This window comes from Ectothiorhodospira shaposhnikovii (genome assembly GCF_016584105.1).
GTDB classification, from domain to species: domain Bacteria; phylum Pseudomonadota; class Gammaproteobacteria; order Ectothiorhodospirales; family Ectothiorhodospiraceae; genus Ectothiorhodospira; species Ectothiorhodospira shaposhnikovii.
Map to the genome: position 1 here is coordinate 39,223 of NZ_NRSM01000003.1, position 18,177 is coordinate 57,399.

Annotated in this window: 20 protein-coding genes; 7 read left to right on the top strand and 13 right to left on the bottom strand. The window is 60.5% G+C overall.

The window, feature by feature from the left end; translation table 11 throughout:
- Positions 1-29: 29 nt before the first annotated feature.
- Positions 30-383 (top strand): hypothetical protein, encoded by a 354-nt coding sequence (locus CKO35_RS02515; RefSeq protein ID WP_200172284.1) that lies wholly within the window; start codon positions 30-32, stop codon positions 381-383.
- 94 nt (positions 384-477) lie between these two features.
- Here CKO35_RS02515 and CKO35_RS02520 read toward each other — a convergent pair whose 3' ends face one another.
- The 5 genes from CKO35_RS02520 to CKO35_RS02540 are packed head-to-tail and all read right to left on the bottom strand — an operon-like array spanning position 478 to position 2,777.
- Positions 478-819: an alanine:cation symporter family protein gene (locus tag CKO35_RS02520; protein WP_242466973.1), complete on the bottom strand. Its 342-nt coding sequence runs from the start codon at positions 817-819 to the stop codon at positions 478-480.
- Complete coding sequence (locus CKO35_RS18415) at positions 720-1,247, bottom strand: antibiotic biosynthesis monooxygenase family protein (RefSeq protein WP_420870731.1); 528 nt, start codon at positions 1,245-1,247, stop codon at positions 720-722. The genes CKO35_RS02520 and CKO35_RS18415 overlap by 100 nt, the downstream gene beginning before the upstream one ends.
- On the bottom strand, positions 1,225-1,821 hold the full coding sequence (locus CKO35_RS02530) for a DUF2269 family protein (protein ID WP_200172526.1): 597 nt from the start codon (positions 1,819-1,821) through the stop codon (positions 1,225-1,227). Before CKO35_RS02530 ends, CKO35_RS18415 begins: the two co-directional genes overlap by 23 nt.
- Positions 1,822-1,848: 27 nt before the next feature.
- Positions 1,849-2,310 carry a hypothetical protein gene (locus CKO35_RS02535; RefSeq protein WP_200172288.1) on the bottom strand — a complete coding sequence of 154 codons (462 nt, stop codon included), beginning with the start codon at positions 2,308-2,310 and terminating at the stop codon, positions 1,849-1,851.
- Between the two features lie 11 nt (positions 2,311-2,321).
- Positions 2,322-2,777 (bottom strand): MarR family winged helix-turn-helix transcriptional regulator, encoded by a 456-nt coding sequence (locus tag CKO35_RS02540; RefSeq protein WP_200172290.1) that lies wholly within the window; start codon positions 2,775-2,777, stop codon positions 2,322-2,324.
- Between the two features lie 574 nt (positions 2,778-3,351).
- On the opposite strand from CKO35_RS02540, the gene CKO35_RS02545 reads away from it, so the two are divergent.
- A complete protein-coding gene (locus tag CKO35_RS02545) occupies positions 3,352-3,546 on the top strand; it encodes a hypothetical protein (protein ID WP_200172292.1) in 195 nt (64 codons plus the stop codon).
- A 58-nt stretch (positions 3,547-3,604) separates the two neighbouring features.
- On the opposite strand, the gene CKO35_RS02550 is transcribed toward CKO35_RS02545, so the two are convergent.
- Both CKO35_RS02550 and CKO35_RS02555 read right to left on the bottom strand, forming a co-directional pair.
- Positions 3,605-5,011: an alanine/glycine:cation symporter family protein gene (locus CKO35_RS02550; protein ID WP_200172294.1), complete on the bottom strand. Its 1,407-nt coding sequence runs from the start codon at positions 5,009-5,011 to the stop codon at positions 3,605-3,607.
- Between the two features lie 119 nt (positions 5,012-5,130).
- Positions 5,131-6,093 carry a hydrolase gene (locus CKO35_RS02555; protein WP_200172296.1) on the bottom strand — a complete coding sequence of 321 codons (963 nt, stop codon included), beginning with the start codon at positions 6,091-6,093 and terminating at the stop codon, positions 5,131-5,133.
- Positions 6,094-6,274: 181 nt separating this feature from the next.
- Between CKO35_RS02555 and CKO35_RS02560 the strand changes: the two genes are divergently transcribed.
- The 5 genes from CKO35_RS02560 to CKO35_RS02580 are packed head-to-tail and all read left to right on the top strand — an operon-like array spanning position 6,275 to position 12,907.
- Positions 6,275-6,967 (top strand): class I SAM-dependent methyltransferase, encoded by a 693-nt coding sequence (locus tag CKO35_RS02560; RefSeq protein ID WP_200172298.1) that lies wholly within the window; start codon positions 6,275-6,277, stop codon positions 6,965-6,967.
- Positions 6,968-7,016: 49 nt separating this feature from the next.
- Positions 7,017-8,468 (top strand): circularly permuted type 2 ATP-grasp protein, encoded by a 1,452-nt coding sequence (locus CKO35_RS02565; RefSeq protein WP_200172300.1) that lies wholly within the window; start codon positions 7,017-7,019, stop codon positions 8,466-8,468.
- 33 nt (positions 8,469-8,501) lie between these two features.
- Positions 8,502-9,452: an alpha-E domain-containing protein gene (locus CKO35_RS02570; RefSeq protein WP_200172302.1), complete on the top strand. Its 951-nt coding sequence runs from the start codon at positions 8,502-8,504 to the stop codon at positions 9,450-9,452.
- Between the two features lie 24 nt (positions 9,453-9,476).
- Positions 9,477-12,035: a circularly permuted type 2 ATP-grasp protein gene (locus CKO35_RS02575; protein WP_200172304.1), complete on the top strand. Its 2,559-nt coding sequence runs from the start codon at positions 9,477-9,479 to the stop codon at positions 12,033-12,035.
- On the top strand, positions 12,032-12,907 hold the full coding sequence (locus CKO35_RS02580; protein WP_200172306.1) for a transglutaminase family protein: 876 nt from the start codon (positions 12,032-12,034) through the stop codon (positions 12,905-12,907). Before CKO35_RS02575 ends, CKO35_RS02580 begins: the two co-directional genes overlap by 4 nt.
- A 70-nt stretch (positions 12,908-12,977) precedes the next feature.
- Here CKO35_RS02580 and CKO35_RS02585 read toward each other — a convergent pair whose 3' ends face one another.
- The 6 genes from CKO35_RS02585 to CKO35_RS02610 form a co-directional block, all read right to left on the bottom strand.
- Entirely contained in the window at positions 12,978-14,609 is a 1,632-nt protein-coding gene (locus tag CKO35_RS02585) for a cation acetate symporter (protein WP_200172308.1), read from the bottom strand.
- Positions 14,606-14,914, bottom strand: coding sequence for a DUF485 domain-containing protein (locus tag CKO35_RS02590; protein ID WP_200172310.1), 309 nt, complete (start codon positions 14,912-14,914; stop codon positions 14,606-14,608). Before CKO35_RS02590 ends, CKO35_RS02585 begins: the two co-directional genes overlap by 4 nt.
- A gap of 183 nt (positions 14,915-15,097) precedes the next feature.
- The gene (locus CKO35_RS02595) at positions 15,098-15,904 is read right to left on the bottom strand and encodes a proteasome-type protease (protein ID WP_200172312.1); all 807 of its coding nucleotides are present in this window, start codon (positions 15,902-15,904) and stop codon (positions 15,098-15,100) included.
- A gap of 93 nt (positions 15,905-15,997) precedes the next feature.
- A complete protein-coding gene (locus CKO35_RS02600; RefSeq protein WP_200172314.1) occupies positions 15,998-16,792 on the bottom strand; it encodes a hypothetical protein in 795 nt (264 codons plus the stop codon).
- A gap of 148 nt (positions 16,793-16,940) precedes the next feature.
- Entirely contained in the window at positions 16,941-17,261 is a 321-nt protein-coding gene (locus CKO35_RS02605) for a high-potential iron-sulfur protein (protein WP_200172316.1), read from the bottom strand.
- A gap of 345 nt (positions 17,262-17,606) precedes the next feature.
- Positions 17,607-18,176, bottom strand: a complete 570-nt coding sequence (locus tag CKO35_RS02610; RefSeq protein ID WP_200172318.1) for a DUF3833 domain-containing protein — start codon at positions 18,174-18,176, stop codon at positions 17,607-17,609.
- Position 18,177 lies beyond the last annotated feature (1 nt).

Sequence of the window (18,177 nt, forward strand, 5' to 3'; positions counted from 1 at the left end):
TTAAGTTCGCGCAACGTTGGTCCTACCTAGTGCCGAAACTCCTGCAGTTGGGGGCAGCAGCTGGAATCGCGTTTTATGCTCTTAGAACGGTTCCTGATGTTTTGGTAACACCAGTTGATGCTCAGTTAACCGCGAGATTCTTCATTATATTCTATGCAGGTTTCTTCATAGTGAATCGCATCGCCTTTATGGCGGGGAGCATGATGGAAGACGCTGTTGATAGCTACTCAACTATATCCTACCTCAAGCTAAATAACGGCGATCGCAAATTGATCGAGAATTTTTCAAAAAAGCGACGCCGCGTATTCGGGAAATTCTTTGTCGGGTGCTTGGTCACCGTAGCACTAGGGATTCTCTCTTCAAAGCTCGCAACACTCATTTGAGATGAAACATAATCGGATAGCCGGGGGGGGGCTCCCCCGGCGTCCACAACACCCCGCCCGCATGCGGGTCCGCACGGGGCGTTTCCTCCGAAGTTCAGAGGATGACTCGTTTACCAAAGGCATATTCCGACAGCTCTTTTCCCCGTAGAAATTCCAGGTCAGCATGGTGGTGTAGGAAAACAGCACGATGGAGCGTAGCACCACCCAGGCCGGGCAGGCCGAGGGAGAACGCGCTGGTGGTGAGTTCGGCCCTGGTCTGGCCGTAGTAGCTGATCAGGATGTCGAGGGCGCCGATCACACAGATCAGGGCCATCGTGGGCACGATACGTTCCGCGGTCACCGCGATGCGCTTGATGATCCCCAGGGTGACGGCGTCCACCAGAAGCATGACGCCGATGCCGGTGACCCAATTGGGGATGCCCAGTCCGGTTTCCATGGCATGTGATTTGCGGTGGGGTTTATCTTAATTTGAGGAATAAAAAGATGGTTGAAGCGAGTTTTTGGCATACGCTGTAACTGCTCTTGAACTTCAGTGCTTTCAAGAGCTGTTCGCAAGCTCTCAGCGCTTTCCCAGTGACTTATTTCTATCCATAAGCGTGATCGTCCACTTCCTTGATTTAACTCTGCACTAATGAAGCCTGGCTTGCTAGACATGATTTCTGCCATATGTTCCCATTCATCTGTAAGTTGTCGTTGGCACGTGCTCTTACGAATAATATAGCCCTGTATGGAAACAACAGGTTGCGTATTATCTTCTGCTCCAAGCTGGTATGGGAGGTGACGATGTCCAGGCCCAGCACATCCTGCTAGAAGCAGTAGGGCTAGAATAGCAAAAATATGTTTAATCAAAGATGGCCTTATCATTTTTTGAATCTCCGTTTTTAAAAATAAATGGTAGTAGAAAGGTTAAGGTGCCGGCAATAAAGAATGAGATAATTGTTCCAGCAATAAACAGGTCCCATGTATAAGGGCGCAAGACGCCTAGCATGATAATGACTAGAACTAATGGCAGATCTAGATAGTGTGTAAAGTTTGGTAGGTTGCGCTTTCGAAGTTGTATAAGTTCTGGGGTTAACTGACCAATTAGTAGTGATTTCTTGGCTTCCCTGTTGATCTTTATAAAGGCTAGGCGTGTAACTGTATTGCCTTCGATAAACTCGAATAAAAATAGGATTACCATGCCAACAAGCCATGGGTGTTTAAAAAAACTGCTTCCATAATACAAGGCTATCAGTGCGCTACCAGAAATAAGTAATAGCAAAGCACCTGGTACCGTTAGACCGTCATAGAAGACGCGTATGAATCGCGCTGCTTCAGCGAAGGCAGCTACATCGTTGACTTGTTTGGAGCGAACATCTGCTAACCAGACACCTATAAGGCCGCTAGCCATCACGACAGCACCAAGTAGGTGCAACAGCTTCAAAAGGATATATTCCATCATATTTCACCTCTCTATTGTCACCTCTCAATTGTGATCTGGCTTGATAGGTTTGCTTAGGATAGTGCCATCACGAGCGTTCAGACCCAGTAGCAGGAAGTTGGCACCTCCAGCAATGAGCTCAAGCACTTGGACGGTATAGAACCATACATCGAAGATTTCAGCCTGAGCTTTCCAGGATAGGTAAATAGCAGCAGGTATCAGCACCAATAAACCATTGAGGGTAATGAAAGGCATGCGGCGTTGTTTTTGTGCAAGAAGCGGGTGATGCTCTTTTTTACTCAAAGCAAAGCCACTGCCGCCAGTGATCATTAAAAGCGGAATCAGAATAAAAAGCCCCCACACTATGCTTTGCTTGACCCAGATTACTGCTGGAAATGATAGGAAAAGTTCTGAGATGAGTGTGGACACCCAAAAAGTGGCGATGATGAGCATGGCAAGAAGTCCGGCAAGAGCGTGAATGCGAACTAATATTAGTTGAGGTTTCATGATTTGGCCCCTTACTTATTGGTTTCGTGTAGTTCGCTGATGCGGTTGAGTACTTTCAGCGTGGTGATCAGCTCTTTCGTGGAAAATACTTGCCCCACCTCTTTGGCATGCTGACTCCAGTCCGTTGCGATGCGTTGATACAGCGCTTGCCCCTTATCAGTCAGCTGATAAAAAGGTGAACGCTTGTGATAAGGGTTGGGTTGTTTTTGAACTAGCTCTTCATCAAGCAGTAGGTTGAGTTGTTTTTGCGCGCCCTGTCGAGTGACCCCCATATTGAAAGCAATTTGTGGCGCAGTAAGTGCCATTGGGGACAGGGCGAGAGCCCCCAGCATCTGCCAGCGGGCACTGGTGAGGCCAAAGGAGGCGGCAAAGCTATCCCCCCAAGTGATCATCTGCCCGTTGGTGCGAAAGGTCTGCAGGATCACGGCAGTAAAGTCATCTGGCGGTGTAAGCAACTGATCAGACATTAAGCGCCTCGTGAAAACCGGTTGTCATGTGGGGTTGATTTTACACAGTGGAAACCGGTTGTCAATATTGAATGCGGTCGGCGGCTACTGGCCAGGCACCAAGTAAACTCAGATGGGGCGTTGGTCTGTCAGCAAAATTCGAATAATTGGCTAATCGGATAGCCTGGGGTCCCCGCGGCCTCCACAACACCCCGCATGCGGGTTCGCGCAGGGCGTTTCCTCCGTAGTTCAAGGGCCACGCAAACATGCTGCCTTTCAACGCTGGTTACCCAACAAATCGCAAGGCTGTTTCACTCGATCGGGCGCATTACGTCCGTTGAGACACGCGGGTCTCTTTTGTTGCCGGAGGTTCGGGCCTTCACCCTGTCTTACCCATTGCGGCGAGTATTTGGCTACTACGCCGTCTGCTAATGGGATGGTCAGTCACCCCATGGCGAGGACTGAACCCCGCACGGATGCATCAGGATCGGACGGAAAACCTCGATGACCGCACCGGACCCTGCGTCAGCGCAAGGATGGCCGGGGCCGGATCTGCTAGGGTGACGGGCGCCATCGGAACAAGAGGGTCTGTGTCGTGCGTATCGGTATTGGAATCCTGGTCTTTCTCGCCGGCCTGGCCGGCATCTTCTACGCCCTGCCCAGGGTACCCCCGGAACTGGGCATGTTCGGGGTGCTGTGGCAGCTGTCTCCCTACCTGGGGGTCATGATCGTGGGCCTGGGCATCTTTGCCTACGGCCGCAGCGAGGACGCCTCCATCGAGCGTCAGTAAGGACCAAAACCCCCTCTCCCAAAGAGGGAGAGGGGTGAAGGGCAGGGGGCTTGCGGCTTCAGCCGGGGCCTTCCTTGTCATCCTGCCCGTTCTCTTTCTCCTTGCGCATTTCCTCCTTCTGCTCCTTGAGGTATTGCACCTTCTCCTTGGCAAGCACTCCCGCCAGCAGGAGGAGGGCGATCAGGTTGGGCGCCGCCATCAGGCCGTTGAGGGTGTCCGAGATATCCCAGACCGTGGTCAGGCCTCCGATGGCACCTAGATACAGCACCCCTATGAAAATGATGCGGTAAGGCAGGATGACCCGTTTGCCGAAGGCATATTCCCAGCTCTTTTCCCCGTAGAAGTTCCAGGTCAGCATGGTGGTGTAGGAAAACAGCACGATGGAGCACAGCACCACCCAGCCACCCAGGCCGGGCAGGCCGAGGGAGAACGCGCTGGTGGTGAGTTCGGCCCCGGTCTGGCCGGTCTGTATCACGCCGGTCACCAGGATCACTAGGGCGGTCATGGTGCAGATCACCAGGGTGTCGATGAATACTTCCCACATGCCCCACAGGCCTTGGGCAAAGGGCTTGTTGCGGGCCTGGGCGTGGACGATGGACGCGGAGCCCAGACCGGCCTCGTTGGAAAAGATGCCGCGGGCAATTCCGTAGCGGATGGCGCCGGCCACCGTGGCACCGGCAAACCCACCAATGGCCGAGGCCGGGGTGAAGGCGCCGCCGATGATCTGTGCGAACGCACCGGGGATCTGGTCGTAATAGCTGATCAGGATGCCGATGGCGCCGATCACATAAATCAGGGCCATCGTGGGCACGATGCGTTCCGCGGTCACCGCGATGCGCTTGATACCCCCCAGGGTGACGGCGCCCACCAGAAGCATGACGCCGATGCCGGTGACCCAGTTGGGGATGCCCAGTCCGGTTTCCATGGCATGGGCCATGGTGTTGGCCTGTACCATGTTGCCGATGCCGAAGGCGGCCAGTCCCGCCAGGATGGCGTAGACCATGGCCAGCCATTTCCAGCGTTTGCCCAGGCCGTTCTCGATGTAATAGAAGACGCCGCCGGAGACCCGGCCGTCATCGTCCACCCGGCGATATTTCAGGCCCAGCGTGGCTTCGGCCAGCTTGGTGGCCATGCCCACCAGGGCCACCATCCACATCCAGAAGACGGCACCTGGCCCCCCGAGGGCGATGGCGGTGGCCACGCCGGCGATGTTGCCGACGCCGATGGTGGCCGCCATGGCCGAGGATACGGCCTGGAACGGGGTGATGGCGCCCTTGTCCTGGCCGGACTTTCTACGGAACAGGGTGGCAAAGGTGCGTTGCCAGGCGAAGCGCAGATGGGTGAACTGGAAAAAACCCAGGCGGAAGGTGAGATAGATGCCGGTGCCTACCAGCAGGATCATGAAGGGAGGACCCCATACGATCCCATTGAGCCAGTTATTGAAGTCAATCAAGGTCTGAAGCATCTATTGTGTTCTCCTGTTGGGGGCGGTGCTGAAATCTGTACGGCGTCGGTCTTCGGGACGGACGCGGCCTGGTCCGCTGCCGCGTCGGTGATCGTTCCCATCAACCGATGCCGATCCAACTAACCCGGCGTATTCGAAAAAATCCCGCCAAGCCATTCGCCGGCCCGGCGTTCCGGCCAGTAGCGTCCCACGCCTTCGACGAAGCCCACATGCCCGCCCGCCCGGCTCAGTTCCAGGCGGACGCTTGATGACAAGTCATCGGGCGTGGGAATGGTCTCCGGTGTCATGAACGGATCATCACGGGCATGCAGGATCAGGGTCGGACGCCGGATCCCGCGCAGATAGGGTCGTGAACTGCAGCGGGTGTAGTAATCATCCACGTCGGCGAACCCATGCAGGGGTGCGGTGACGGCGTTGTCGAACTCGCGGAAGGTCCGCAGCCGGGGCAGGGCGGTGCAGTCCAGGGGCATGGGCATGAGTCGGCACTTTCTCCGGGCCGAGCGCTTGAGTCTCCCCACCAGATACCATTGGTAAAAGCGTGAGAAACCCTGTTCCATGCGTCGTGCCGACCGGTCCAGGTCGAAGGGAACGGAGATGGCGACGGCGGCGGAGAGGGGGTTGTCCTGGCCGGTTTCCCCCAGCCATTTAAGCAGGGCGTTGCCTCCCAGGGAGACGCCGATGGCTGCGACGGGACGTGCCGGTTCCTGCTGCAGCAGATGATTCACCAGCCAGGCCATGTCCCCTGTGTCACCAGCAAAATAGCTGCGGGGCAGGCGATTGGGTTCCCCGCTGCATCCCCTGAAGTGCATGGTCAGTGCCTGGAATCCCTGGTCATGCAATCGTCGCATGAGCCCGCCGGCGTAGGGGGAACGACTCGAACCTTCCAGTCCGTGAAACAGGATCACCCGGGGGCCGGGCTGTTCCGGGGCCCAGTCAAGATCGATGAAGTCACCATCGGGCAGTTCCAGGCGTTGCCGTCGCAGCGGGATCGCCGGTCGCCGACGCATCAGGGTGGGAGCAAGGGTCTGCAGATGGGCGCCCGGCAACCACCAGGCAGGGCGAAAGTCACCATCAATCAGCATCGTTCCGGAATCCTTGGCAGGTGTCACATTGGATCAACAGCACCATGTTACTCCTTTGCATTGTCTTCTCTCATCTGCGGGCTTCCCAGCACCAACGGGGAACGGATACATAGTATCCTGACTTGAATCCACCGCCTTGACTCGTTAAAACAGGCTAACACTCCAAAAGTGATCAGACCTCATGGACCTTTCCTCGATCCGCAGTGCCTACCGCCGTTATGCCCGCTACTACGACCGGGTGTTCGGACCGATTTTCGCCGGGGGGCGGCGCATGGCCGTGCACCTGGTCAATAACGGTCCCGGTCAACGCATTCTGGAAGTGGGTGTCGGTACCGGTCTGTCGTTGCCGGAATACCGCCGGGATGCCCGGGTGGTCGGCATCGACATCAGTCCCGACATGCTGCAGCTGGCCCGGGAGCGGGCCCGGGACGGGGCATTGCCCCAGGTGGAGGCCTTGCTGGAGATGGACGCCGAGTCGCTGGCGTTTCCGGACAACAGCTTTGACGGGGTGGTGGCGATGTATGTGGCCTCCGTGGTGCCCAATCCGGACAAGCTGATGGCGGAGATGCGTCGGGTCTGCGTGCCCGGCGGGGATGTGGTGGTGATCAATCACTTTGCCTCCCGCCATCCCTTCCTGCGGCGGCTGGAGCAGATGCTGCGTCCGCTCTCGCGTCTCATGGGTTTTCGTCCCGACATGGAACTGGAAAGCCTTCCGGAATGGCCGGATCTGCATCGCGTGGGGGTGCACAAGACCAATCTGTTTGGTTACTGGAAGCTGGTGCATTACCGCAGCAGTGATGCCCCGGTGCCGCTTCAGGGAGGGGGTGATGGCACGACGGTCGCGGTCAAGGCTACCGCCGATCAGCCCGGCTGAAGCGACACCGTCAATCGCCGGCCCCATCCAGGAACCACGGAAATAGCCCATGACCATCGACTGGAAGTCCTACGACCCGGCCGGATTCTATGATGAACTCATCGCCGCTCCGGGACAGGCACGCGAGGCCGCGCTCACCCTGACCAATTATCTGCGTTCCCTGAGCGATGAGGAATTGCATGAACGCAAGGCGGCGGCCGAGCACGCCATCGTGGAGATGGGGATCACCTTCACGGTGTACACCGAGGGAGGCAACATTGATCGGGCCTGGCCCTTCGACATCATTCCCCGCATCATCACCCGGAGTGAATGGGCGCGGGTGGAGGCGGGACTGGCCCAGCGGCTCACCGCCCTGAATCTGTTCATCAACGATCTTTACAACGAACAGCGCATCATCAAGGACAAGGTCTTTCCCAAGTCGGTCCTGGCCAAGTCCAGGAACTTTCGCGAGCAGTGCATCGGTATCCAGCCCACCCATGGTGTCTGGGCCCACATCTGCGGTTCCGATCTGGTGCGGGATGCCGATGGTACCTTCTACGTGCTGGAGGACAACCTGCGGGTGCCGTCGGGGGTGTCCTACATGCTGGAAAACCGCCAGGTCACCAAGCGGGTCTTTCCCGAGCTGTTCGACAACTACAGCATCCGCCCGGTGGACGAGTACCCCTCCCAGCTCTTCGACATGCTGGCGGCCCTGTCCCCGCGCCCGCTGGATTATCCGGCAGTGGTGGTGCTGACGCCGGGCATCTACAACTCCGCCTATTTCGAACATGCCTATCTGGCCCAGCGCATGGGTGCTGAACTGGTGGAGGGGGCCGATCTGGTGGTGGGGGATGATGACTGTGTCTACATGCGCACGGTCGCGGGCCTGGAGCGGGTGGATGTCATCTACCGGCGGATCGATGACCTGTTCCTGGACCCGGAGGCCTTCAATCCCGATTCCATGCTGGGGGTGAGGGGGCTGATGCGTGCCTGGCGCAAGGGCAATGTGGCCCTGGTGAATGCCCCTGGTGCCGGCGTGGCGGACGACAAGGTGGTCTATGCCTTCGTGCCCAAGATGATCCGCTACTATCTGGACCAGGACCCGATCATTCCCAACGTGCCCACCCATCTGTGCATGGACCCCAAGGAGCGGGAGTATGTGCTGGCCAACCTGGAGCATCTGGTGGTCAAGCCCGCCAACGAGTCCGGTGGCTACGGCATGATCGTCGGTCCCCATGCCACCCGCAAGCAGCGCCAGGAGTTTGCTGAGCTGATCCGCAAGGATCCGCGCAACTACATCGCCCAGCCCACCCTGAAGCTGTCCACCTCGCCCACCCTGTGCGATGGCCGGCTGGAACCCCGGCATCTGGACCTGCGTCCCTTCATCCTGCAGGGGGTGCGCACGGATGTGACTGCCGGTGGTCTGACCCGGGTAGCCCTGCGCAAGGGCTCCCTGGTGGTCAACTCCTCCCAGGGTGGGGGGAGCAAGGACACCTGGATCGTGGATACGGACACGGATTGAACCCGCTTTTTACCAACCTGCAGGCCTGACACCATGCTTTCACGTGTTGCCGAACGTCTTTACTGGATGGCCCGTTACATCGAGCGGGCGGAGAATACCGCGCGCATGGTCACGGCCTTCAACCATCTGGCCCTGGACATGCCGCGCAGCGTGCGCCTGTCCTGGCGGGGCATGGCGTCCATTACCGGCAACGAATCCATCTACGAGAAGAACTACCGCAAGTATGATGAGCGCAATGTGGTGAAGTTTTTGCTGGCGGACGACGACAACCCCGGGTCCATCCTCAATGCCCTGCGGGCGGCCCGGGAAAACGTGCGTACCACCCGGGATCTGGTCCCCAGCGAGGTCTGGGAGACGGTGAACGAGCTGTATCACCACGCCGATTCCGCCCTGGACACGGGGATGAGCAAGCGGGGACGCTATCAATATCTGGCCAAGGTGATCAGCCATTGCCAGCAGCTCACAGGCATGCTGGCAGGCACCATGAGCCATGACGCCGCCTATGACTTCATCCGCGCCGGCCGCAATCTGGAGCGGGCGGACATGACCACCCGCCTGCTGGATGTGGGCGCCATGGGGCTTTTGAGCAACGACCCCCAGGACGAGGCCGCCATGGCCCAGTTCGAGAGCCTGTTGTGGGTGAACATCCTCAAGTCCCTCAGCGCCTTTCAGATGTACCGCCAGCATGTGCGGCGACGGGTGAGCGGCGGGGATGTACTCAAATTCATTTTCCAGAACCGTGAATTTCCCCGTGCCGTGGCCCATGCCCTGGGGGAGGTGGAAATCAGCCTGACCAACCTGCCTCGAAACGAGACGCCCTTGCGCCTGGCCATTCAGGTCAGGCGTCATGTGATGGAAGCCAATGTGGACAAGCTTCTGGAGGCGGATGAGCTGCACCGCTTCATCGACCAGCTGCAGCAGGAGATGAACGAATTGCACAATATGATTGCCGATACCTGGTTCAGCCTGGACAGGGCCGCCTGACCGGGCGCCGCCCCGGCCTGTCTCATGTCTGTCCACGCGCCCCTGTCGCTGCTGGCCCCGGAATACGCCCTGTCCGGGAACCGCTTTGATGAACTGCTCACCCCCGAGGGTGCCCCGCGTCCGCAGTGGGAGCCGATCATGGGTGCCCTGGCGCAACTGGGGCCGGAGGGACTGGCGGAGCGAGCCGCAGACATCGGACGTCTGCTGCGGGAAAGCGGAGTCACTTACAACGTCTATTCCGATCCCCGGGGGGCGGAGCGGCCCTGGCCCCTGGACCCGGTGCCCATGGTACTGGAGAGCAAGGAATGGGCCGTTATCGAGAGCGGTCTGATCCAGCGGGCCGAACTTTTGAACCTGATCCTCAAGGATCTCTATGGTCCCCGTGAACTGATCCGCAAGGGGCTGCTGCCTCTGGATCTGATCTACGGCTATCCGGGGTTCCTGCGCCCCTGTGTGGGCAGTCTGCCCCCGATTTCCAATCCCCTGGCCCTGTATGCGGCCGATCTGGTGCGACGTCCCGACGGGCATTTCGTGGTCCTGGGAGATCGCACCCAGGCCCCTTCCGGGGCAGGATACGCCCTGGAGAACCGGATGATCCTGTCCCGGGTGTTCCCCAGTCTGTATCGGGATGCCCAGGCCCATCGGCTTACGCGGTTTTTCCAGACCCTGCGCCTCAGCCTGGCCACCCTGGGCGCCCCCCCCATGGGACAGAAGGAACCGCGGGTGGTGCTGCTCTCCCCCGGTCCTCTCAATGAAACCTGGTTCGAGCATGTGTACCTGGCCGGCTACCTGGGATACACCCTGGTACAGGGGCAGGATCTGGTGGTCTCCGAGGGACGGGTCTGGTTGCGTTCCCTGAACGGCCCTGAGCCGGTGGATGTGATCCTGCGCCGGGTGGATGACAGCTTCTGCGACCCGCTGGAACTGCGTCAGGATTCCTGGCTGGGGGTGGCGGGCCTGCTGGAAGTGGCGCGGCAGGGCAGGGTGGCCATCGTCAATCCCCTGGGTAGCGGCGTACTGGAATGTCCCGCCCTGTCCGCCTATCTGCCCGCCATTGCCCGCCACCTGCTGGGGCAGGATCTGATCCTGTCGACGGTGGAGACCTGGTGGTGCGGTGATCCCCGGCAACGGGATCATGTCCTGTCCCGGCTGGAACGATTGGTGATCCGTGATCTGGAGCCGGGGCGCAGCACCGCCCTGTTCGGTGATGCCCTGTCCCACCCGGAGCGGGAATCCCTGAAGGATCGCATCCGCGCCAACCCCGGTGGTTTTGTGGCCCAGGAGCGACTGGAGCTGTCCACCCTGCCGACCTTCGGCCCCGAGGGGGACCTGGAGCCCCGTCGGGGCTGGTTGAGAACCTATCTGTGTGCCCGCGACGGTGATTACGTGGTGATGCCCGGTGGTCTGTCCCGGGTGGCCGGTTCCCGTGATGCCGCCTGGGTCTCGAATCAGGCGGGCGGGGTCAGCAAGGATACCTGGGTACTGGCCTCCGAGGCCGAGCCGTCACCGGCCCTGGTGGGGGCGATGCCCATGGTGGGTGGGCTGGGTACCCCGACATCGTTGTCGGGACGGGTGGCGGAAAATCTGTTCTGGATGGGACGCTATGCGGAACGGGCGGAGGGCACCCTGCGACTCATGCTGGTGGTGCTGATGCGCCGTCGCCTGGTAAGGGAATCCGGTGGGAACGGTGCCCAGGATGCCGCCCTGCGTATCCTGCTGCGGGCACTGACCCATCTGACGGCCACCTATCCCGGCTTTGTCCTGGAGGATGCGGAAACTGCCCTGGCCGATCCGGCGCCGGAGTTGCTGGCACTGATCCTCGATCGTGAACGCATCGGCAGCCTGAGCTTCACCCTGCAGGCCCTGTTGCGGGCCGGGCATGAACTCAGGGATCGCATTTCCGGTGACAGCTGGCGGGTCATCTCGGCCCTGCGGGAGCGCAGCAATGCCCTGGGGCAGTGGCAACCTCGTGATCCGGAACATCTGGCGCGCCATCTGGATGAACTCATTACCCACCTTCTGGCCATGTCCGGTCTGGCCCAGGAGAGTACGCCCCGGCATCTGAACTGGGTCTTCCTGGATGCCGGACGCCGTCTGGAGCGGGGACTGATGCTGGCCGGTCTGCTGCGGGCCACCCTGGTGCGCCCCTGCGCCCCGGATGACGAGCCGCCGTTGCTGGAAGCGGTCCTGAACTATGCCGAGAACACCGCCGCCGATCCCTACGCCCTGCGTCCCGAGGCCCTTCTGGACAGCCTGCTGTTCGATGAACGCAATCCGCGTTCCCTGGGGTTCCAGCTGGCCTCACTGGAGTGTCATGGGGCCGCCATGCCCCGCACCGAGCGGGATGAGCGCCTGACCCCGGTGGAGCGTCCGATCCTGGAGGCGCGCAACGAGCTGCGCCGCCTGCATCTGCGTGAACTGGTCCTCACTGATCCGGAAGGCCATCGTCAGGCCCTGGATCAGTGTCTGGCGCGTCAGCAGCACCTGCTTGGCAGTGCCTCCGATGCCTTGAGCCGGTCCTACTTCGATTTCACCCGCAGCCAGCATCTGCTGGTCTCCAATCTGCCCGAACCGGGAATATGAATTACCGTATCCGGCACGTCACCCGCTATCGCTATCCCGGTACCGTGAGCCTGTGCCACAACGAGCTTCATCTGGCGCCGCGGGATACGGCGAGCCAGACCCTGCAATCCCTGGAGCTGCGGGTGAACCCGTTGCCGGGCTACCAGGGGGAGCGGGTGGATTTTTTCGGCAACCGGGTCCATCACTTCAGTATCCAGCAAGGCCATCAGGAACTGGAAATCACCGCCTGCAGCCGGGTGACCCTGTTGCTGTCCGGGGGGGAGCCCCGTGGTCTGCAGTCCTGGGAAACGGTGCGCGACCGGCTGGGACAGGAGGATACGCCCGAGGTCCTGGATGCCCGCCAGTACATCCTGACGTCTCCCCTGGTGCCGTTGTTGCCGGAACTGCGGGACTATGCGGCTGCCTCTTTGCTGCCGGGGCGGCCCCTGCGGGAAGCGGTGGAGGAACTGATGGGGCGGATTTTCCAGGATTTCGAGTATCGACCGGGGTTCACTTCCGTGAGTACGGAGCTGCCCGTGGTGATGCGGCATCGTTGTGGTGTCTGCCAGGATTTTGCCCATCTTGCCCTGGGTTGTCTGCGCAGCCATGGGCTGGCGGCACGGTATGTCAGTGGCTATCTGGAAACCCTGCCCCCCCCGGGGCAGGAGAAGCTGGAAGGGGCCGATGCCTCCCATGCATGGTTTTCCGTGTATATCCCGGGTGAGGGGTGGCTGGATCTGGATCCCACCAATAACCTGATTCCCATGGACCGGCACATCACCCTGGCCTGGGGGCGGGACTACACGGATGTCACCCCGGTCAAGGGGGTGCTGTTCGGCGGAGGGAATTCCCACGACCTGGAGGTCCGGGTGGATGTGGTGAGGGAGGCATAGAAAGGCAGTTCAGGGACGCGCATGAAAAAGGCCCTTCTCCCGGGGGAGAAGGGCCTTGACGCGGACTGCCTTAGTGCTGCGAGGCCTTGTCGATGCCGATGCCCGTCTGGGCACGGATGTACTGGGCTTCGAACAGCTGCTTGTCCACCGCCGCCCGCTTGGACTTGTCCATCAGGGAGAAGGCCCAGATGCCGACGAAGGCAATGGTCACGGTGAACAGGGCCGGGTTGCTGTAGGGCACGATGGCCTGTTCATTGCCCAGTACCTGCACCCACACGTTCGGACCCAGGACCACCATCACCACTGCGGAGATCAGGCCCAGGGTACCGCCCAGGACCGCACCCAGGGTGGTCATGCCGCCCCAGTACATGGACATGATCAGCACCGGGAAGGTGGTGGAGGCGGCAATGGTGAAGGCCAGACCCACCAGGAAGGCGATGTTCTGACTCTGGAAGGCGATCCCCAGCAGTACCGCGATCACGCCCAGCACCAGGGTGGCTGCGCGGGACACCCGCATTTCCTGCTGCCCCGTGGCGTTCTTGTTGATCACGTTGGCGTACAGGTCATGGGAGATGGCCGAGGCGCCCGCCAGGGTCAGACCGGCCACCACCGCCAGGATGGTGGCGAAGGCCACGGCGGAGATGAAGCCCAGGAACAGGTCGCCGCCCAGGGCATGGGACAGGTGGACCGCAGGCATGTTGGAACCGCCCAGCATGTTGCCGGCCTCGTCGAAGTAGGCCGGGTTGCCCATCACGAAGGCGATGGCGCCCATACCGATGATGAAGGTCAGCACATAGAAGTAGCCGATGAAGCCGGTGGCGTAGAACACGGACTTGCGGGCTTCCTTGGCGCTGGGCACGGTGAAGAAGCGCATCAGAATGTGCGGCAGGCCGGCGGTACCGAACATCAGGGCGATCCCCAGGGAGATGGCGGAGATCGGGTCATTCACCAGACCACCCACATTGAAGATGCTTTCACCCTTCTGATGGGTGTCGGCCGCGGTGCGGAACAGGGTTTCCAGACTGAAGTCGGACAGGTACAGGGCCATCACCGCCATGAAGGTGGCACCGGAGAGCAGCAGCACCGCCTTGATGATCTGCACCCAGGTGGTGGCCAGCATGCCGCCGAAGGTCACGTAGGCGATGATCAGCATGCCCACGATGATCACGGCCACTTCAAAGCGCAGGCCGAACAGGGTCTGGATCAGGGCGCCCGCGCCCACCATCTGGGCGATCAGGTAGAGCAGGACGATGGTGATGCCGGCAAAGGCCGAGAACACGCGGATGGGAGTGCGCTGGAAGCGGAAGGACACCACGTCGGAGAAGGTGAACTTGCCCAGGTTGCGCAGGCGTTCGGACATGATGAACATGATCACCGGCCAGCCCACCAGAAAGCCGATGGAGTAGATCAGGCCGTCGAAGCCGGAGGTGTAGACCAGCGCCGTGATCCCCAGGAAGGACGCCGCGGACATGTAGTCACCGGCGATGGCCAGGCCATTCTGGAAGCCGGTGATGCCGCCACCGGCGGTGTAGAAGTCGGAGGCGGTCTTGGTGCGCCGGGCCGCCCAGTAGGTGACCCCCATGGTGGCGACCACGAAGACCAGGAACATGATGGTGGAGGCGTAGCTGATGCCTTCACCCGCATAGGCGTTGGCCGAGGCCATCAGCAGGGCGGCTGCCGTCAGAGCAATAAGGATCTTCATCGTGCCAGCTCCCTCACCTTGTCACTCAGCTTGTCGAACTCGGTGTTCGCCTTGTAGACGTAGATGCCGGTCAGCAGGAAGGCAAACACGATGATGCCCACGCCCATGGGAACACCCAGAGTGATGATGCTGTCGCCGAAGGGGCGGATGGAAAGCACGGACGGTGCGAAGGCCACCAGCATGATGAAGGCGTAGTACACCAGCAGCATGAGTGCGCTCAGTCCCCAGGCCAGCCTTGCCCGTTTCTTGACGAGCAGCTGGAAATCGGGATCCGCCTTGATACGATCGATCGTACTTTGGTCCATGGACCTCCCCTCTATCAGGTTGACTTTAGGTTATGTTCAAATAACTTTTTATTGCACCGCAAAAAGTCTGTTGCGCAGTTTACCCACATGCGGTCGGGCATGGGAAAAAATAGTGGGATTTGGAGACGATGTCGGCAGAAATCGGGGCCGGCAGGGGAGGGCAGGCGGTGGTACTTGGCCCAATCAGTCCTTTTTGGTCGTTTTCTTGTTGAGGGTTCGCAATGTGGCCAGTTGCGTGCCGCGGCGCTTGCGGCCCCGGTTACTCTCCCAGTCAAAACGGGGCAGATCCTGAAAGGCCCGGCGGATATTGTCATCCCAGGCTCGTTTAAGATCCATCAGATAATCATCGTCCGCGTCCAGGCAAAGATAGTGTTCGAAGGTCAGGGTATCCCGTTCATAGACAATCACCTCGATGGGCGGGCCCACGGTCACGTTGGAACGCATGGTGGAGTCGATGGACACCAGGGCGCAGCGGGTGGCGTCTCCCAGTGAGGTCTCCCGGGCGATGATGCGATCCAGAATGGGCTTGCCGTACTTGCTCTCGCCGATCTGCAGGAACCGGGTGTGGCTGGAGGTGGTGATGAAGTTACCCTGGGGATAGACCAGGTAGATCTCCGGCTTCTGCGAGCCGATCTGTCCTCCAAGGATGAAGGAGGCGTCGGCGCTGAAACCGGCCTTGGTCAGGGTTTCCTCGTGTTTTTCCCGTTCTTCCCTGTTGATGCGCCCCAGATAGGCGGCCGCGTCGGACAACCCCCGCACCGAATGCAGGCTTTCTTCGGCTTCATCCTCGATGTCCCGCTTGATCCGGGCCAGGACAGCCTGGGAAGTGGCCAGATTGCCCGCGGTCAGCAGCACGAAGACACGTTCCTTTTCCAGCTCGAAGGTGTGCATCTTGCTGTACATGGCCACCTGGTCCGCGCCCGCGTTGGTGCGCGAATCGGAAGCGAGTACCAGTCCGTCGTCAAGGGTGATGGCAAGGCAATAGGTCATGAAGGGAGGGAATCCGGCTCAAGCGTCGCTAGGCATAGTAGGCGTGGGGGAATCGGGCGTCAATCACGCCGGCCACGGGCCGGGAGCCGGTCATCAATCGTGGGTGACATCCACCCGCACGAACAACGGCATGTCCTGCCAGTCCTGCTGGCGTCGTGTAGTGGTGACGCGGGCCGCATCTTCCCGGCGGCTGGTGCCTGTGTGTGTCAGGGGGATCCATTCGCCGACCTTGCCGGAAACGGTGCTGTCGGTGGCCTGCAGATCCAGGCGTCCCCCGCCTGTCGGGCTTTCCCGTTCATACACCGCGCGGATGTCCAGATGCACCCGCCCGTCGGACAGCAGACGGGGGCGGACCAGGAAGCCCCGTCCCAGATCCCGGTATTCCACAGATTGCTCCAGGGCAAAACCGCCCTGCACGGGAACCAGGCGCTGGCTGCCCACGGGGATGGATTCGCCGCTTCGAATGAAGGCGGCATGTCCTTCCAGCACCCTCAGGGTCTGATGAGTCACGCCCCGTTCGGTGGTGGTGCGGCGGGAGATGCGGGGGGTGTCGGGTTCCATCGGCAGTGCCGGATCGAGGTCATGGCTGGCGGCACCCCGGCGCACGCTGATGTACAGGTTTCGAGGCGGGACGTCCAGGTCGGCAATGACCTGCCGGATCTCCGCCAGGGTCTGGGCGCGGGTGCGGATGATGAGGTTGAAGCCACTGCCGGTGATGACATCCCTGGGGCCCAGCAGCGGTTCTATGAGAGGCAGGATCTCTTCGGCGGGGCGGTGTTCAAGGGTGATGACCTGGGCGGTGGGCACGCTGGCCCCGGCGATGCCGGGCAGGAGCAGGGCCAGCGCCAGGAGCAGGGCCTTGCCCAGTCCGACGGACGGTGATGTCACGGGTGGATCTCCCGATGGGTTCTGACTGATACGACTGTACCGGACGAGGAAGATTCCCTGCAAACGCGAAGACCCGCGCGAGGCGGGTCTTCAATCAGCAGGGTGCCCTGCAAGGGCCACCTGCGGCCATCCCTGGTTGAGCGTCCTGTCAGCCGCGAGCCACGTAGGCGGTGCACCAGCCGTTGGCGTTCACCAGCTTGTTGGGGAATACAGCGCAGCCGCCCCACTCGGTGGCGCTGGGATCGGTGTAGAGCAGGCAGTTGATGCACTTCTGACCGTCGGCGTGGGAGGGGTGATCCACGCTGGTGTTGTCATGCTTGTAGTTCAGGGCCTGGGCTTCGGGAGCGTTTTCGTCCAGGCGCTCGGCGGCAGCGGCAGTGCTGATGCCCAGGCTCACAACCGGAATGGCGGCCAGGCCGGCGGCACCGAACTTCAGGAAGCTTCTGCGGCTGAGGTCTTGCTTCTTCATTATGGTCTTCTCCTAACGTCTCGCGATGTTTACATCATGGGGCGCAGCCGCGGGTACATGGCCCGAGCCTGGTCTGTGCCTCAGGAGGTGGCGGAAAGTGATCCGCCACTGAAGATCCCGACAAGAATGTGTGTCGCCATTCCTGATGGGCTTACAAATATAACGGAATATGACGGCCGCTAGTATCCAATATTGTGGTGTGAAGGGCTAGTCCAGATGCTTGGTCTGGGTCAAAAAAACTGTGGATGTCCCGGATCGGTCATTTCCTCAAGGGTGGGCATTGAGCCGCGCGGTGAAAATACTGGGCTCCCGCCTTCGCGGGAGCGACGGCGTGGTTTTTCCATTTCACGCAGATTCCGGTTCCCTGGCCTGCTTCTGGAAGAACAGCGTCACTTCCCCCAGACGGATGCCGAACTTGCTCATCACGGCCCGGTTCACCAGGACCCCGTCCTCGTGCATGAACATCCAGTCATCAAAGTTGACCTTCACCACCCGGGTGCCGATGGGCAGGTTCAGCACATAACGGAAGTTGAAGGCCTGACCGTAAAGCTTGCCCTCGGCCACCCCTTCCACATCGGCGGCCCGGCCCTCGTAGGTGTGTTCGTCGAGGCGTCTCAGGCGCCATACCCGCCGGTCTTTTTCACCGTCCAGGTAGACGAAATCCTCTTCCAGCACCAGTTCATCGTCTTCCACGTATCCCCGGATATCCACCGTGAACTGGCGCCTGACCTTGCCGAAACGATCCTGGAACAGTCCCCAGGCCCGCACGTCGCCGGTGAAATAGGCCTCCAGATCAAGGGCCGGTGTGGTGTTCGCATAGTCTTCGGGTTTCATGCCGCACCCCGTCAGTGTCAGAAGGAGAACAAGAAGGGCGGATGCCCATCCATATCGGGACGCAAGACCTTGCTGCGCCATG

What these genes read in the sequence shown, in the direction of transcription:
- CKO35_RS02520 (WP_242466973.1), bottom strand. Translation starts at nt 819, where the DNA reads ATGGAAACCGGACTGGGCATCCCCAATTGGGTCACCGGCATCGGCGTC.
- CKO35_RS18415 (WP_420870731.1), bottom strand. Translation starts at nt 1,247, where the DNA reads ATGATAAGGCCATCTTTGATTAAACATATTTTTGCTATTCTAGCCCTA.
- CKO35_RS02530 (WP_200172526.1), bottom strand. Translation starts at nt 1,821, where the DNA reads ATGGAATATATCCTTTTGAAGCTGTTGCACCTACTTGGTGCTGTCGTG.
- CKO35_RS02535 (WP_200172288.1), bottom strand. Translation starts at nt 2,310, where the DNA reads ATGAAACCTCAACTAATATTAGTTCGCATTCACGCTCTTGCCGGACTT.
- CKO35_RS02540 (WP_200172290.1), bottom strand. Translation starts at nt 2,777, where the DNA reads ATGTCTGATCAGTTGCTTACACCGCCAGATGACTTTACTGCCGTGATC.
- CKO35_RS02550 (WP_200172294.1), bottom strand. Translation starts at nt 5,011, where the DNA reads ATGCTTCAGACCTTGATTGACTTCAATAACTGGCTCAATGGGATCGTA.
- CKO35_RS02555 (WP_200172296.1), bottom strand. Translation starts at nt 6,093, where the DNA reads ATGCTGATTGATGGTGACTTTCGCCCTGCCTGGTGGTTGCCGGGCGCC.
- CKO35_RS02560 (WP_200172298.1), top strand. Translation starts at nt 6,275, where the DNA reads ATGGACCTTTCCTCGATCCGCAGTGCCTACCGCCGTTATGCCCGCTAC.
- CKO35_RS02565 (WP_200172300.1), top strand. Translation starts at nt 7,017, where the DNA reads ATGACCATCGACTGGAAGTCCTACGACCCGGCCGGATTCTATGATGAA.
- CKO35_RS02570 (WP_200172302.1), top strand. Translation starts at nt 8,502, where the DNA reads ATGCTTTCACGTGTTGCCGAACGTCTTTACTGGATGGCCCGTTACATC.
- CKO35_RS02575 (WP_200172304.1), top strand. Translation starts at nt 9,477, where the DNA reads ATGTCTGTCCACGCGCCCCTGTCGCTGCTGGCCCCGGAATACGCCCTG.
- CKO35_RS02580 (WP_200172306.1), top strand. Translation starts at nt 12,032, where the DNA reads ATGAATTACCGTATCCGGCACGTCACCCGCTATCGCTATCCCGGTACC.
- CKO35_RS02585 (WP_200172308.1), bottom strand. Translation starts at nt 14,609, where the DNA reads ATGAAGATCCTTATTGCTCTGACGGCAGCCGCCCTGCTGATGGCCTCG.
- CKO35_RS02590 (WP_200172310.1), bottom strand. Translation starts at nt 14,914, where the DNA reads ATGGACCAAAGTACGATCGATCGTATCAAGGCGGATCCCGATTTCCAG.
- CKO35_RS02595 (WP_200172312.1), bottom strand. Translation starts at nt 15,904, where the DNA reads ATGACCTATTGCCTTGCCATCACCCTTGACGACGGACTGGTACTCGCT.
- CKO35_RS02605 (WP_200172316.1), bottom strand. Translation starts at nt 17,261, where the DNA reads ATGAAGAAGCAAGACCTCAGCCGCAGAAGCTTCCTGAAGTTCGGTGCC.
- CKO35_RS02610 (WP_200172318.1), bottom strand. Translation starts at nt 18,176, where the DNA reads ATGGCGCAGCAAGGTCTTGCGTCCCGATATGGATGGGCATCCGCCCTT.